This window comes from Streptomyces sp. PsTaAH-124 (assembly GCF_000373685.1).
In the GTDB taxonomy this organism is placed as follows: Bacteria; Actinomycetota; Actinomycetes; order Streptomycetales; family Streptomycetaceae; genus Streptomyces; species Streptomyces andamanensis.
In genome coordinates, this window is the sequence record NZ_KB892206.1 from 173362 (window position 1) to 187453 (window position 14092).

11 protein-coding genes are annotated in these 14092 nt (G+C 72.4%); 8 read left to right on the top strand and 3 right to left on the bottom strand.

Going from position 1 to position 14092, the window contains the following annotated elements; all coding sequences use genetic code 11:
* Positions 1 to 93: 93 nt before the first annotated feature.
* Positions 94 to 1116: an NADP-dependent oxidoreductase gene (locus B086_RS0132670; RefSeq protein WP_018570649.1), complete on the bottom strand. Its 1023-nt coding sequence runs from the start codon at positions 1114 to 1116 to the stop codon at positions 94 to 96.
* A 128-nt stretch (positions 1117 to 1244) separates the two neighbouring features.
* On the opposite strand from B086_RS0132670, the gene B086_RS0132675 reads away from it, so the two are divergent.
* Entirely contained in the window at positions 1245 to 1697 is a 453-nt protein-coding gene (locus B086_RS0132675; protein WP_018570650.1) for a MarR family winged helix-turn-helix transcriptional regulator, read from the top strand.
* Between the two features lie 200 nt (positions 1698 to 1897).
* Positions 1898 to 4678, top strand: coding sequence for a phosphoenolpyruvate synthase (locus B086_RS42155; protein ID WP_018570651.1), 2781 nt, complete (start codon positions 1898 to 1900; stop codon positions 4676 to 4678).
* A 49-nt stretch (positions 4679 to 4727) separates the two neighbouring features.
* Here the strand turns inward: B086_RS42155 and B086_RS44830 are convergent, their stop codons facing one another.
* A complete protein-coding gene (locus B086_RS44830; protein ID WP_018570652.1) occupies positions 4728 to 5588 on the bottom strand; it encodes an SCO2400 family protein in 861 nt (286 codons plus the stop codon).
* 257 nt (positions 5589 to 5845) lie between these two features.
* Between B086_RS44830 and B086_RS0132690 the strand changes: the two genes are divergently transcribed.
* The 6 genes from B086_RS0132690 (at position 5846) to mmsB (ending at position 13565) form a co-directional block, all read left to right on the top strand.
* Positions 5846 to 7045: a mandelate racemase/muconate lactonizing enzyme family protein gene (locus tag B086_RS0132690; protein WP_018570653.1), complete on the top strand. Its 1200-nt coding sequence runs from the start codon at positions 5846 to 5848 to the stop codon at positions 7043 to 7045.
* Positions 7042 to 8049 carry a zinc-dependent alcohol dehydrogenase gene (locus B086_RS0132695; RefSeq protein ID WP_018570654.1) on the top strand — a complete coding sequence of 336 codons (1008 nt, stop codon included), beginning with the start codon at positions 7042 to 7044 and terminating at the stop codon, positions 8047 to 8049. Before B086_RS0132690 ends, B086_RS0132695 begins: the two co-directional genes overlap by 4 nt.
* 189 nt (positions 8050 to 8238) lie before the next feature.
* Positions 8239 to 9207 (top strand): hypothetical protein, encoded by a 969-nt coding sequence (locus tag B086_RS0132700; RefSeq protein ID WP_018570655.1) that lies wholly within the window; start codon positions 8239 to 8241, stop codon positions 9205 to 9207.
* Positions 9208 to 9539: 332 nt separating this feature from the next.
* Positions 9540 to 10649 carry a multiple monosaccharide ABC transporter substrate-binding protein gene (gene chvE / locus B086_RS0132705; protein WP_018570656.1) on the top strand — a complete coding sequence of 370 codons (1110 nt, stop codon included), beginning with the start codon at positions 9540 to 9542 and terminating at the stop codon, positions 10647 to 10649.
* A gap of 73 nt (positions 10650 to 10722) precedes the next feature.
* Complete coding sequence (gene mmsA / locus B086_RS0132710; RefSeq protein ID WP_026253001.1) at positions 10723 to 12318, top strand: multiple monosaccharide ABC transporter ATP-binding protein; 1596 nt, start codon at positions 10723 to 10725, stop codon at positions 12316 to 12318.
* On the top strand, positions 12315 to 13565 hold the full coding sequence (gene mmsB, locus B086_RS0132715; RefSeq protein ID WP_018570658.1) for a multiple monosaccharide ABC transporter permease: 1251 nt from the start codon (positions 12315 to 12317) through the stop codon (positions 13563 to 13565). Before mmsA ends, mmsB begins: the two co-directional genes overlap by 4 nt.
* Before the next feature lie 45 nt (positions 13566 to 13610).
* Here mmsB and B086_RS0132720 read toward each other — a convergent pair whose 3' ends face one another.
* On the bottom strand, positions 13611 to 14078 hold the full coding sequence (locus B086_RS0132720) for an RrF2 family transcriptional regulator (RefSeq protein ID WP_018570659.1): 468 nt from the start codon (positions 14076 to 14078) through the stop codon (positions 13611 to 13613).
* Positions 14079 to 14092: the final 14 nt, after the last annotated feature.

Below are 14092 nucleotides of genomic sequence, written 5' to 3' on the forward strand. Positions count from 1 at the left end.
ACTCGCGCCCACGATCGCCCACGGTTTCGGAAAGAAGTTACCGCATGTCGGAAACCGAGGGAATGCCGGCCGGGCGCGGGCCGCCCGCGCGGTTCAGAGCTTGACGATCATCTTCCCGGTGTTGTCGCCGCGCAGCACGCCGAGGAACGCCTCCAGGGTGTTCTCCACCCCTTCGACGACCGTCTCGCGGTACTTCAGCTCGCCCGAGCGCACCCACGGGCCGACCTCCTCGACGAACCGCGGCTGGAGGTCGTAGTGGTCGCCCACGAGGAAGCCCTCGATACGGCCGCGGGTCTGGATCAGCCGGGCCATGTTCCGCGGGCCGGGGGCGGGCTCGGTGTTGTTGTAGACCGAGATGGCCCCGCAGACGGCGATACGGCCGTCCCGGTTCAGGGAGCCGATGGCGGCCTCCAGGTGGTCGCCGCCGACGTTGTCGAAGTAGACGTCGATGCCGTCGGGGGCGGCGGCGCGCAACTGCTCGGCCACGGGGCCGTTCTTGTAGTTGAAGGCCGCGTCGAAGCCGTACTCGTCGACGAGCAGCGCGACCTTCTCGTCCGACCCGGCCGAGCCGATGACCCGCGCGGCGCCCTTCAGCCGGGCGATCTGCCCGACCTGGCTGCCCACGGCACCGGCCGCGCCGGACACGAAGACGATGTCGCCCTCCTTGAAGGACGCGGTGCGCAGCAGTCCGGCGTAGGCGGTCAGACCGGTCATGCCGAGCACACCGAGGTACGTCGACAGCGGCGCGGCCTGCGGGTCGACCCTGACGGCCTGGGCGGCGTCCACAGCCGCGTACTCCCGCCACCCGGCGAAGTGCAGGACGTGGTCACCGGGGCTGATCCCCTCGGCGCGCGAGACGACGACCTCGCCGACGGCGCCGCCCTGGAGCGGCTTGTCCAGCTCGTACGGCGCCACGTACGACTTCGCGGCACTCATCCGGCCGCGCATGTACGGGTCCACGGAGAGGTACTCGTTCCGTACGAGGACCTGGCCCTCGCGGGGTTCCGGCATCGGGGACTCCACCAGGGCGAAGTCCTCGGGCTCCGGCCAGCCGACGGGGCGGCTGAGCAGGTGCCATGCGCGGTTGACGGCGGGCAGTGCGGGGGTGTCGGTCACGGTGCGCCTCTCCTCGGTGGGGGGCTCCGCCCGGTGCGGCCGGGCGCGGAAGCGAGATCTTTCAGGTTCTGAAACAACCATGCGCCTGAATATTTCAGGTTGTCAAGTAACGCGGTACCCTGGACCCCATGGCACCGACTCCCCCGCCCGCCCGCCGCCCCGACGCCCTGACCATGGAGGTCGTCGAGCTGATCGGTGACGTGGTGGCGCGGTTCTACGAGGACTACGAGGAGGCCGCGGGCGAGCACGCGCTGACCGGCCCGCAGGCGCGGCTGCTGAGCCTGCTGTCCCTGGAGCCGCTGCCGATGCGCAAGCTCGCGCAGCGGCTGAAGTGCGAGCCGTCGAACGTGACGGGGATCGTGGACCGGCTGGAGGCGCGCGGGCTGGTGGAGCGGCGGCCCGACCCGGACGACCGGCGGGTGAAGGTGGCGGCGGCCACCGAGCAGGGCCGCCGGGTGGCCCGGGACCTGCGGGAGGGGCTGCGCTTCGCGCGCGAGCCGCTGGAGGGCCTGAGCGACGCGGAGCGCCGGGCGCTGCGGGATCTGCTGCGCAGGATGCTGGGCGGCGGCTCGACGGACTGAGCCGGTCCGGCCGGTGGCCGGGAGAAACACGAAGGCGAGGAGAACATTCTCCTCGCCATGCTCAATTTATAGCGCACCGGGGGGCTTGCGGCAAGGCCCCCGTCATGCCGCACAATCGACGGCCGAGCCCACGACCTGCGGAAACGAGGGCGATGTGGGCCGGTGCGTGCGGCGGGCCACGCCGCCCGGGAGGTGTCGCCATGACCGAGCAGTACGTCCTGGATCTCCAGGAGATCCACGCAGGAGAGGCAGGGCAGCGGACAGGAGGGGCGGGAGGCGCCGAGTTCGACAGGACGGCCGCCCTCGTCGGGGGCAAGGCCGCGGGCCTGGGCCGGCTGGCCGGGATCGAGGGCGTCCGCGTACCGGGCGGATTCTGTGTGACGACGCACGCCTTCCGGCGCGTCCTGGCGGCGGCGCCCTCGCTCGGCGGCCTGCTCGACCGGCTGGCGCGCCTCGGCCCGGACGACGGAGAGGCGGTCCGCGCGCTCGGCGCGGAGATCCGCCGGACCGTCGAGGGGACCGCCGTCCCGGACGACATCGCGGAGCCGATCATCCGCGCGCTCGCCCGCGACGGCGAGGGCACCGCCTACGCGGTCCGCTCCAGCGCGACGGCGGAGGACCTGCCCACGGCGTCCTTCGCGGGCCAGCAGGACACGTATCTGAACGTCGTGGGGACCGAGGCGGTGCTCGCGCACATCAGCCGGTGCTGGGCCTCGCTCTTCACCGAGCGGGCCGTCGTCTACCGCCGTCGGCACGGCATCGACCACTGCGGGGTGCGCATGGCCGTGGTGGTGCAGCGGATGGTCTTCCCGCGGGCGGCGGGCGTCCTGTTCACCGCCGACCCCGTGACGGGCGACCGGCGGGTCGCCACCGTGGAGGCGGCGTTCGGCCTCGGTGAGGCGCTGGTCTCCGGGGCGGTGAACCCGGATGTGTTCCGCGTACGGGACAACGAGGTCGTCAGCGAGACGACCGGCGCCAAGGAGCGTGCCGTGCATGCCCTGCCGGGCGGCGGTGTGCGCGAGGAGGCGGTCGCCGCGGAGCTGCGGGAGCGGCCCGCGCTGACGCGGGCCGAGGCCGTCCGGCTCGTCCGGCTGGGGCGGCGGATCGAGGAGCGCTTCGGCTGCCCGCAGGACATCGAATGGTGCCTGGCCGACGGGGAGTTCCAGATCGTGCAGAGCCGGCCGGTCACGACGCTGTTCCCCGTACCCGGGGACACGGGGCACGAGGAACAGCGGACGGACGGGACGGACGGAACGGACGGGACGGACGGGACGGACGGAACGGACGGGACGGACGGGACGGACGGGACGGACGGGACGGACGGGACGGACGGGACGGACTACCGCGTCTACGTCTCGGTCGGCCACCAGCAGATGATGACCGACCCCATGAAGGCGCTGGGGCTCTCCGTGTGGCGGCTGACGGCCATGGTGCCGATGCGGGTCGCGGGCGGCAGGCTGTTCGTCGATGTGACGCCGCGGCTGGCCTCGCCCGCGAGCCGCGGCGCCCTCCTGGACCTGATGGGCCGGGGCGATCCGCTGGTCAGGGACGCGCTGGAGACCGTCCTGGCACGCGAGGGCGAGCGCGTCGCCCTGGCCGCGCCGTCCCCGGCGCCGGGCTCCGCCGGGACCGCTCCGGCGCGCGCCGGGACCGCCCCGCCGCCGCTGGAGACCGATCCGGCCGTCGTCGCCGGGCTGATCGCGCGCAGCGAGGCGTCCGTCGCCGCCCTGCGGCGCGAGATCCGGACGAAGAGCGGACCGGAGCTGTTCGACTTCCTGCTCACGGCCTTCGAGGAGCACAAGCGGGTCCTCAGCGATCCGCTGAGCATCCGGGTGATCATGGCGGGGATGGAGGCCACCTGGTGGCTCAACGACAAGCTGGCGGAGTGGCTCGGTGAGACGAACGCCGCCGACACGCTCACCCTGTCCGCACCCGGCAACATCACCTCGGAGATGGGTCTGGCCCTGCTCGACGTCGCGGACGTGATCCGGCCGTATCCGGAGGTGGTCGCCTGGCTGCGGGACGCCCGGGACGAGGACTTCCCGGACGGGCTGGACGAGGTCGCGGGCGGCGCCGAGGCGCGCGCGGCCGTCGAGGGCTATCTCGACCGGTACGGCATGCGCTGCGTCGGCGAGATCGACCTCACCAGGCCGCGCTGGAGCGAGCGCCCCACCGCGCTCGTCCCCGTACTCCTGGACCACGTACGGAACTTCGGGCCGGGGGCCGCCGCGCGGCGTTTCGAGGAGGGGCGCCGGGCCGCGCGGGAGAAGGAGCAGGACGTGCTGGCGCGGCTGCGGGCGCTGCCGGACGGTGAGCGCAAGGCCGCCGAGACCAAGCGGATGATCGACCGGGTCCGGACCTTCATCGGGTACCGGGAGTACCCGAAGTACGGGATCATCAGCCGCTACTTCCTCTACAAGCAGGCCCTGCTGGAGGAGGCCGGGCGCCTGGTCCGGGACGGGGTGCTCACCGCGCGGGAGGACGTGTACCACCTGACGTTCCAGGAGTTCGCCGACGCGGTGCGCACGCGCCGGGTGGAGCCGGGGCTCGTGCGGCGGCGCGAGGAGGAGTTCCGCTCGTACGGCGCGCTGACGCCGCCGCGGGTGCTGACCTCGGACGGCGAGTGCGTCACCGGGGAGTACCGGCGCGGGGACGTGCCGGACGGTGCGCTGACCGGTCTGCCGGTCTCCGCCGGGACCGTGGAGGGGCGGGCCCGGGTGGTCACGGACCTCGCCGGGGCCGCACTGGAGGCGGGCGACATCCTGGTCACCGCGTACACGGACCCCAGCTGGTCGCCGCTGTTCGTCGGTGTCGCGGGCCTGGTGACGGAGGTGGGCGGTCTGATGACCCATGGCGCCGTGATCGCCCGGGAGTACGGTCTGCCCGCCGTGGTGGGGGTGGACGGCGCCACCCGGCTGATCCGGGACGGGCAGCGGATCCGGGTGCACGGGAGCGGGGGGTACGTGGAGATCCTCGGCTGACCGGCCGCCGCACCGGTCGCGGGGCCGCCGTCCCCTATGTGCACCACCCCTATGTGCACCACCACAGGAAGCGGTTGCAGGTGTGGGTCGGGGACGGGCTGGGCGGCGGCGGGGCCGGGGCGGAGGACGCCGGGGCGGGCGGGGACTGCGGGTCCTGCGGGGTCGCCCGGGGTGACGATCCGTCACCGGTGGAGCCGCCGGGGCCGGTCACCGCGCCCGCCGGGGAGGTCGGCACGCCCGCCGAGCGCGACGCGCTCGGGTCCGCTCCCGGGGAGCGGTCCGGCGCGGAGGCGGACGGGTCGGCCCGGTGGGAGGCCGAGGCCGTCGCCGAGGCCGTCGTGGTGTGCGCACCGGCCGCGTCGGCGGTCGCCGCGCCGGACGGCCGGGCCGTGCCGTCGTCGGCCGGACCGGTGTGGGCGCTGTCGGCCGCCGGGTCGCCCGCCGCTTCCGGGCCCGAGCCGGACAGCCCCGGCAGGCCGGGCGCGTCCGAGCCCAGCTCGGCCAGGCTCAGCCCGCCGGCCGCCAGGACGAAGCCCGCGGTGACCAGCAGGACCCTCCGGCGGCGCCTGCGGTGCGCCGCCGCCTTGCGGGCGCGCCGGCCGGCGGAGGGGTCGTGGTCGGCGGAGGAGCCGCGCCCGCCGGTGCGGGCGCCGTTGCGGTCGGCGGCGGCAACGATGTCATCGCCGTGGGCGGCGTCGCCCGCGCGTTCCGTGCTTCCGGCGTTCCCGGCACTTCCGGCGCTCCCGGCATCCGCCGCAGGCTCGTACCGGTGCCCGTACGCGAACTCGTGCGGCCGGGCCGGGGGTTCGGGTTCCCGTGCGTACACCGGGGCGGTTTCGGCCGGGGTGCCGCACCCCGGACAGGCGAGGGCGCCGTTGAGATGCCGTCGGCACGGGTGGCAGTAGTTCATGACGCGGGAAGACTAAGTTCCGGGCGGGGCGCGTTCCTAGGGGCGTCTGTGAAGGTTCCGTGGGGGATCGAGAGAACTCCCGGACGGCACGCCGGAACCGATCCCCGTCCGCCCCATTGACACTGCCCGCGCCGCGTCCTTACTGTCACGCCAGCATTTCGAACGTGTGTCGAAATATCGAACAACAGGACCGCACCGGCACGCGCGCCACCGCCGGAGACGGTCGAGCCGTCGCGATCAGCTGAGGGGCAACCGCCGTGCGCATCACCGGAATCAGCACACACGTGGTCGGGACGCCGTGGCGCAACCTGACCTATGTCCAGGTGCACACCGACGAGGGGATCACGGGGGTCGGCGAGACCCGCATGCTGGGCCGCACCGACGCGCTGACCGGCTATCTGCGCGAGGCCGAGGCCAACCACATCCTCGGCTCCGACCCGTTCGCGGCCGAGGACCTCGTCCGCCGGATGAAGTACGGCGACTACGGCCGCGCCGGTGAGATCGTCATGTCCGGCATCGCCGTCGTGGAGATGGCCTGCTGGGACATCAAGGGCAAGGCGCTGGGCGTGCCGGTGTGGCAGTTGCTCGGCGGCAGGGTGACGGACCGGGTCAAGGCGTACGCCAACGGGTGGTACACGACCGAGCGGACCCCAGAGGCGTACCACAAGGCCGCGCAGGGGGTCATGGCGCGCGGGTACCGGGCGCTGAAGATCGACCCGTTCGGCACCGGGCACCTCGAACTGGACCACGAGCAGACCTGTTACGCCGTCTCGCTGATCGAGGCCGTACGGGACGCCATCGGCCCGGACGCCGAGCTGATGCTGGAGATGCACGGCCGCTTCTCGCCCGCCACGGCCGTCCGGCTGGCCCGGGAGATGGCGCCGTTCCGGCCGGCCTGGCTGGAGGAACCGGTGCCGCCGGAGAACCTGAAGGCGCTGGCGAAGGTCGCCGCGAAGGTGGACGTGCCGGTCGCCACCGGCGAACGCATCCACGACCGGATCGAGTTCCGCGAACTGCTGGAGAGCCAGGCCGCCGACATCCTCCAGCCGGACGTCGGCCATCTGGGCGGCATCTGGGAGACCCGCAAGCTGGCGGCGACCGCCGAGACGCACTACACGCTGGTGGCCCCGCACAACGTCGGCGGCTCCGTGCTGACCGCCGCCTCCCTCCAAGTCGGTTTCACCACACCCAACTTCAAGATCCTCGAACACTTCAACGACTTCGCGGACGCGGAGATCAAGAAGGTGGTCAGGGGCGCCCCGCAGGTGGACCCGGAGGACGGCTGCTTCCACCTCTCCCACGCGCCCGGCCTCGGCGTGGAGCTCGACATCGAGGCGGCGGCCGAATTCCCGCAGCAGCAGGCGCGGTTCGACCTGTGGGCCGAGGGCTGGGAGACGCGCAGGCCCAAGGGCACGGGCGGGGACACCGGCCGGGCCGGTTCCGGGGGCGGCGCGTGAGCGGCGCCGTCGTCGTCGAGGCGCCGGGCGAGCACCGAGTCGTGCGGCACACGCCCCGCCCGCCGGGGCCCGGCGAGGCCCTGGTCGCGGTGCACGCGGTCGGCCTGTGCGGCAGCGACCTGGAGGTGTACCGGGGCAACCGCCCCGCCGCGTACGTCCGTTACCCGCTGACACCCGGCCACGAGTGGTCGGGCACGGTGCGCGCGGTGGGCGCCGGAGTGCCCGCGGCGCTGACCGGGCGCAAGGTGGTCGGCGAGGGGTTCCGCAACTGCCAGGTCTGCGACCGCTGCCACGCGGGCGAGACCACGCTGTGCGCCGCCGGGTACGAGGAGACCGGCTTCACGCTGCCCGGCGCGATGGCGGCCACGCTCACCCTGCCGGCCCGGCTGCTGCACGTCCTGCCGGACGGCGCCGACCTCACCGCCGCCGCCCTGCTGGAGCCCGCCGCGTGCGTGGCCGCCGCCGCGCTGAAGGCGGACGTGCGGCCGGGCGAACGGGTCGCCGTGGTGGGCACCGGCACGCTCGGCCTGCTCGCCGTGCAGTTCCTGCGGGCGGTCTCCCCGGCCGAGCTGGTGACGGTGGGCCTGCACACCGAACGGGCCGAACTGGCGGAGGCGTTCGGCGCCACCGGCTTCCGTACCGCGGACGATCCGGCGCTCCCGGACGGCTTCGACGTGGTCGTGGAGGCGGCCGGATCGGCGGACGCGGCCCGGCTCTCCGCCTCGCTCCTGCGGCGCGGCGGCCGGCTGGTGCTGACCGGCCTCCCGGCACCGGGCGCGGCCGGCCTCGACCCGGCCGGCCTGGTGGTACGGCAACTGGAGGTGCGCACCGTCTTCGGGGCACCGCCGGGAGCCTGGGCGCACGCCGTGCGGATGTTCACCGCCCGCCTGCTCGACCCGCTGCCGCTGGTCACCCATGAACTCCCGCTCACCGAGTTCGCGCGCGCCGTCGGCCTGGCCGGGTCCGGCGACCCCCGGGTGGGCAAGGTGCTGCTCCGCCCCTGAGCCCGCTCCTGGCCCTGGCCCTGCCTCTGACCTCGGCCCCCGCCTGGCCCTGGCCTCCGCCCCGGCCGTACGCGGGGCGCGCACCGCCCCGCTCCTTCGCTCTCCCTTTCCGTCGCTCTGCACGCCCCGAACCGCGAACGCCGTCCGGCATACCGGACGCACGGTTCGCACGAACCCGGAGGACAGCCCGTGACCGACGCTTCCGCCACGGCGGCCCGCAGGCCCGGTGAACCGGCGCTCACCGCGCTCGACCTGGCCGCCCCCGACCCCGACCCCGCCGACTCCTCCCCGCACTCCTTCCCCGGCGGCGGCCGCTGGCGCACCGAGATCCCCTCCTGCGAGGGCCCGGAGGCGCTGGCGGTGGTCCTGGAGGAGTCCGCGCGGCTCGACGTCCCGGTGCACCGGATCAGCCAGGGCAGCGGGGTGTGGATGCTGACCGACGCCGAGATCACCGAGATGGCCGGGGCGAGTGCCGAACGGGGCGTCGAACTCTGCCTGTTCACCGGTCCGCGCGGCACCTGGGACACCGGCGGCTCGGTGCGCACCGACTCGGGCGGCGCGGGGCCGCGCGCCCGCGGCCACGACGCGGTCGCCGGGTGCGTCGAGGACGCCCTGCGCGCCACCGCACTGGGGGTGAGATGCCTGCTGGTGGCCGACGAGGGCGTGCTGTGGACGCTGCACCGGGCGCGGACGGCGGGCCTCCTCCCGGCCGACACCACCCTGAAGGTGTCCGCGCTGATCGGTCCGGTGAATCCGGCCGCGTACGCCGTCCACGAGCGGCTGGGCGCCGACTCCGTGAATGTGCCGAGCGATCTGACGCCCGCTCATCTCACCGAGATACGGCGGGTGTCGGCGGCACCGATGGACATGTACATCGAGGCACCGGACGACCTCGGCGGCTATGTGCGGATGTACGAGGTCGCCGAGCTGATCCGGCGCGGGGCGCCGCTGTACCTGAAGTTCGGCCTGTCCAGGGCGCCCGGCATCTACCCGTACGGGCACCATGTCCGCGACGTCGCCCTGGCGAGCGCGCGGGAGCGGGTGCGGCGCGGCCGGCTGGCGCTGGACCTGCTGGAGCGGCACGGGGCGGCCGGTGACATGGCGCCGCTCGGCTCGCGGCTGCCGGGCCCGCTCACCCGCTTCGACACACCGGCATAACGTTCCGGAAACTGAGCTTCACAGAAGGCGACACAGCCGCGCACAATCCCACACATCTGTTTCTGGGGCCGATCCGGGCCCCCGCAGTGCCCCGCAGTCGCACGCCCGCAGTCGCACCGCCCGCCGCGCACCGCCCGGCAGCACCACGGCACCACGGCACAGCACGACCGGCACAGCACCACCGCACCAGACGTGCACGACCGGCACCACCGGCACTCCCGGCTCCACCGGCACCACCCCCACAGCGTCGCCGCACCGCCATGCACCGCCATGTACCGCCGTGCACCGCCCGCACCGCCGGACCACCCGCACTCACATCGAGGATGATGACCATGCGCAACCGCAGCGCCGCACTCGCCGCCACCGCCACCGCCGCCTGCCTCTGTCTGGCCCTGTCCGCCTGCGGGCAGAACAGCGAGGGCGGCAGCAAGGAGGACAAGGGCAGCGCCAAGGGCGGCACCATCGGTGTCGCGATGCCGACCAAGTCGTCCGAGCGGTGGATCGCCGACGGCAATAACGTTGTCAAGAACCTGGAGTCCAAGGGGTACAAGGCGAAGCTGGTCTTCGGCGAGGACGACCCGGACACCCAGGTCTCGCAGATCGAGAACCTGATCACCCAGGGCGTCAAGGGCCTGATCGTCGCCGCCATCGACAACAAGTCCCTGAACAACGTGCTCCAGCAGGCCGCCGACGCCAAGATCCCGGTGATCTCCTACGACCGGCTGATCCTCGGGACCAAGAACGTCGACTACTACGCGTCCTTCGACAACGAGAAGGTCGGGCAGCTCCAGGCCGGTTACATCGCCGAGCGGCTCGGCCTGAAGAGCGGCAAGGGCCCCTTCAACATCGAGCTGTTCGCCGGTTCCAACGACGACAACAACACCAAGTACTTCTTCGACGGCGCGCTGAGCGTCCTCAAGCCGTACATCGACAGCAAGAAGCTGGTCGTCAGGTCCGGCCAGACGAAGCTGAACCAGGTGACCACGCTGCGCTGGGACGGCGCCACCGCCCAGCGGCGCATGGACGACATCCTCACCTCGGCCTACAAGAGCGCCCGGGTCGACGCGGTCCTCTCCCCCTACGACGGCATCTCCATCGGTGTGCTGTCCGCGCTGAAGTCGGACGGCTACGGCTCCGGAAGCAAGCCGCTGCCCGTCATCACCGGCCAGGACGCCGAGCTGGCCTCGGTGAAGTCGATCATCGCCGGGCAGCAGACGCAGACCGTCTACAAGGACACCCGCAAGCTCGCCGAGGTCGCCTCGACGATGGTCGACGACGTCCTCAACGGCAAGAAGCCCGAGGTCAACGACACGAAGTCGTACGACAACGGCGCCAAGGTGGTGCCGTCCTACCTGCTCCAGCCGGTCAGTGTCGACAAGTCGAACTACGAGGACGTCCTGGTCAAGGGCGGCTACTACACCGACGCGCAACTGGGCAAGTAGCGCCCTCCCGCACCCACCGGAACGACGACCACCGAACCGACCACCGACCGACCACCGACCGGAAGGCACGACCATGGCGGGACCCGTCCTGGAAATGCGCTCGATCGTCAAGACCTTTCCCGGTGTCAAAGCGCTGTCGGACGTCACCCTGACCGTCCGCCGGGGCGAGGTCCACGCCATCTGCGGGGAGAACGGCGCCGGCAAGTCCACCCTGATGAAGGTGCTCTCCGGCGTGCATCCGCACGGGAGTTACGAGGGCGAGATCCTCTTCGAGGGGGAGACCTGCCGGTTCCGGGACATCCGGGCCAGCGAACAGCGCGGCATCGTCATCATCCACCAGGAACTGGCGCTGGTGCCCTATCTCTCCCTCGCGGAGAACATCTTCCTCGGCAACGAACACGCCAGGCGCGGGTTCATCGACTGGAACGACACGCTCAGGCACGCCGCGGAACTGCTGCGCCGCGTCGGCCTCGACGACCACCCGGAGACCCGGGTCTGCGACATCGGGGTCGGCAGACAGCAGCTCGTGGAGATCGCCAAGGCGCTGTCGAAGTCGGTGAAGCTGCTCATCCTGGACGAGCCGACGGCCGCGCTCAACGACGAGGACAGCGGCAAACTCCTCGATCTCATCCTGGAGCTGAAGAACCAGGGCATCACCTCGATCATCATCTCCCACAAGCTGAACGAGATCCGCAAGGTCGCCGACTCGGTGACGATCCTGCGCGACGGCCGCACCATCGAGACGCTCGACGTGCGGGCCGCCGCCACCACCGAGGAACGCATCATCTCCGGGATGGTCGGCCGCGACCTCGACCACCGCTTCCCCGAACGGACCCCGCACCGGCCCGAGGAGGGCGCGGCGCCCGCCCTGGAGATCCGCGGCTGGACCGTGTTCCACCCGATCGACCAGCAGCGCAAGGTCGTCGACGACGTGTCGGTCCAGGTGCGGCGCGGGGAGATCGTCGGCATCGCGGGCCTGATGGGCGCCGGCCGCACCGAGCTGGCCATGAGCGTCTTCGGCCGCTCCTACGGGCGCTACGCGTCCGGCACGGTCCTCAAGGACGGCACCGAGATCCGTACGAAGTCCGTCGCGGAGGCGGTCGGGCACGGCATCGCGTACGTCACCGAGGACCGCAAGCACTACGGCCTGAACCTCATCGACACCATCAACCGCAACATCTCGCTGACCGCGCTGCGGAAGGTCACCCGGCGGGGCGTGGTCGACGAGCACCAGGAGCGGCAGGTCGCCGAGGGGTTCCGCACCTCCATGAACATCAAGGCGCCGACCGTGTTCGAGCCGGTGGGCAAGCTGTCCGGCGGCAACCAGCAGAAGGTCGTCCTCAGCAAGTGGATCTTCTCCGGGCCGGACGTGCTGATCCTGGACGAGCCCACCCGGGGCATCGACGTGGGCGCCAAGTACGAGATCTACACGGTGATCGACCGGCTGGCCGCGCAGGGCAAGGCGGTCGTCTTCATCTCCTCCGAACTGCCGGAGCTGCTCGGCATGTGCGACCGGATCTACACGATGGCGGCCGGCCGCCTGACCGGCGAGGTGCCGCGCGCCGAGGCCACCCAGGAGGTGCTGATGCGCCGTATGACCAAGGACACGCAGGACTCTCAGGGCACGCAGGACACGCAGGACTCCCAGGACGAAGAGGTGTCGCGATGAGCACGGATGTGAGCGCCGAGAGCCCGGCCCCGGCCCCGGCGCCGCCGGGCCGGGCCGGGGCGGAGTCCGGCGGCGGACTGCTCCAGCTGATGCTGGGCGGCCTGCGCCGCAACATGCGCCAGTACGGCATGCTGATCGCGCTCGGCCTGATCGTCGTCCTCTTCGAGATCTGGACCGACGGCGATCTGCTGCTGCCGCGCAACGTCTCCAACCTGGTCCTCCAGAACAGCCACATCCTGATCCTGGCCATCGGCATGATGCTGGTGATCATCGCCGGGCACATCGACCTGTCGGTCGGCTCGCTGACGGCGTTCGTGGGCGCCGTGGCGGCCGTGCTCACCGTCAGCCACCATCTCGCGTGGCCCGTCGCGGTGGTGCTGTGCCTGCTGGTGGGCGCGGCGGCGGGCTCGCTGCAAGGGTTCCTGATCGCGTATCTGGGGATACCGTCGTTCATCGTCACCCTCGCCGGGATGCTGCTCTTCCGCGGGCTGACCGAGATCCTGCTCAAGGGGCAGACCCTCGGCCCGTTCCCGGACGGCGTGCAGAAGTTCGGCAACGGCTTCCTGCCCGAGGTGGGCCCGCACACCAACTACCACAACCTGACGCTGCTCCTGGGGCTCGTCCTCGTCGCCTCCGTGGTCTGGCAGGAGGTGCGCGACCGGCGCCGCCAGCGGGAGTTCTCGCTGGACGTGCCGCCCGCGCGGCTGTTCGCGCTCAAGCTCGTCGCGCTGGTCGCCGCGGTGCTGGTCGTCACGCTGCTGCTGGCCAGCTACAAGGGCGCGCCGATCGTGCTGATCGTCCTGGGCGCGCTGGTCGTCTGCTACGGCTATGTGATGCGCAACGCGGTCTTCGGCCGCCACATCTACGCGATCGGCGGCAATCTGCCGGCCGCGAAGCTGTCCGGCGTCAAGGACCGGCGGGTCACCTTCCAGGTGTTCCTGAACATGGGCGTGCTCGCCGCCCTGGCCGGCCTGGTCGTCGCCGCCCGGCTCAACGCGGCCTCCCCGAAGGCGGGCGTCAACTACGAGCTGGAGGCCATCGCGTCCTCCTTCATCGGCGGCGCCTCCATGAGCGGCGGTGTCGGCACCGTGCTCGGCGCGATCATCGGCGGTCTCGTCCTCGGCGTGCTCAACAACGGCATGAACCTGCTCAGCGTCGGCACCGACTGGCAGCAGGTCATCAAGGGCCTCGCCCTGCTCGCGGCGGTCGGCTTCGACGTGTGGAACAAGCGCCGGTCCGGCTCCTGAGGCCGGGCGGGCGGCCCGTGCCCCGCGCACGGGCCGCCCGCGCGGTCACGGGTTCTCCCACGCCGCCGGTTCCGCCGCCAGGGTCCGTACCGTCTCCGGCAGGGCGCCCGAGGCGATGTCGGCGACGGTGACGCCCTCCAGGATGCGGCGGACATTGGCGCGCAGCGCGATCCACAGGGGCAGCAGCGGCTCGGCCGAGCCCGTGTAGGTCAGGCCGGTGGGGCGTTCGCCGCGTACGGACACGATGGGACCGTCCACCGCACGGATGACATCGGCCACCGTGATCTGCGCCGCGTCCCGGGCCAGGGTGTAGCCGCCGCCCCCGCCGCGCCGGCTGGTGACCAGACCCGCGCGGCGCAGGTCGCCGAGGATGCCCTCCAGGAACTTGTGCGGGATGCCCTGCTCGGCGGCGACCGTCTCGGCCTTCACCGGGCCGGCCTGGTCCTGTCCCCCTCGTACGGCCAGTTCCAGAACCGCCCGTACCGCGTAGTCCGCCCGTGCCGAGATCCTCATGGGTCCATTGTGGG

Bases quoted from the DNA above. Each gene is read 5' to 3' on its own strand.
- B086_RS0132675 (WP_018570650.1), top strand. From the start codon at position 1,245: ATGGCACCGACTCCCCCGCCCGCCCGCCGCCCCGACGCCCTGACCATG.
- B086_RS42155 (WP_018570651.1), top strand. From the start codon at position 1,898: ATGACCGAGCAGTACGTCCTGGATCTCCAGGAGATCCACGCAGGAGAG.
- B086_RS44830 (WP_018570652.1), bottom strand. From the start codon at position 5,588: ATGAACTACTGCCACCCGTGCCGACGGCATCTCAACGGCGCCCTCGCC.
- chvE (WP_018570656.1), top strand. From the start codon at position 9,540: ATGCGCAACCGCAGCGCCGCACTCGCCGCCACCGCCACCGCCGCCTGC.
- mmsA (WP_026253001.1), top strand. From the start codon at position 10,723: ATGGCGGGACCCGTCCTGGAAATGCGCTCGATCGTCAAGACCTTTCCC.
- mmsB (WP_018570658.1), top strand. From the start codon at position 12,315: ATGAGCACGGATGTGAGCGCCGAGAGCCCGGCCCCGGCCCCGGCGCCG.
- B086_RS0132720 (WP_018570659.1), bottom strand. From the start codon at position 14,078: ATGAGGATCTCGGCACGGGCGGACTACGCGGTACGGGCGGTTCTGGAA.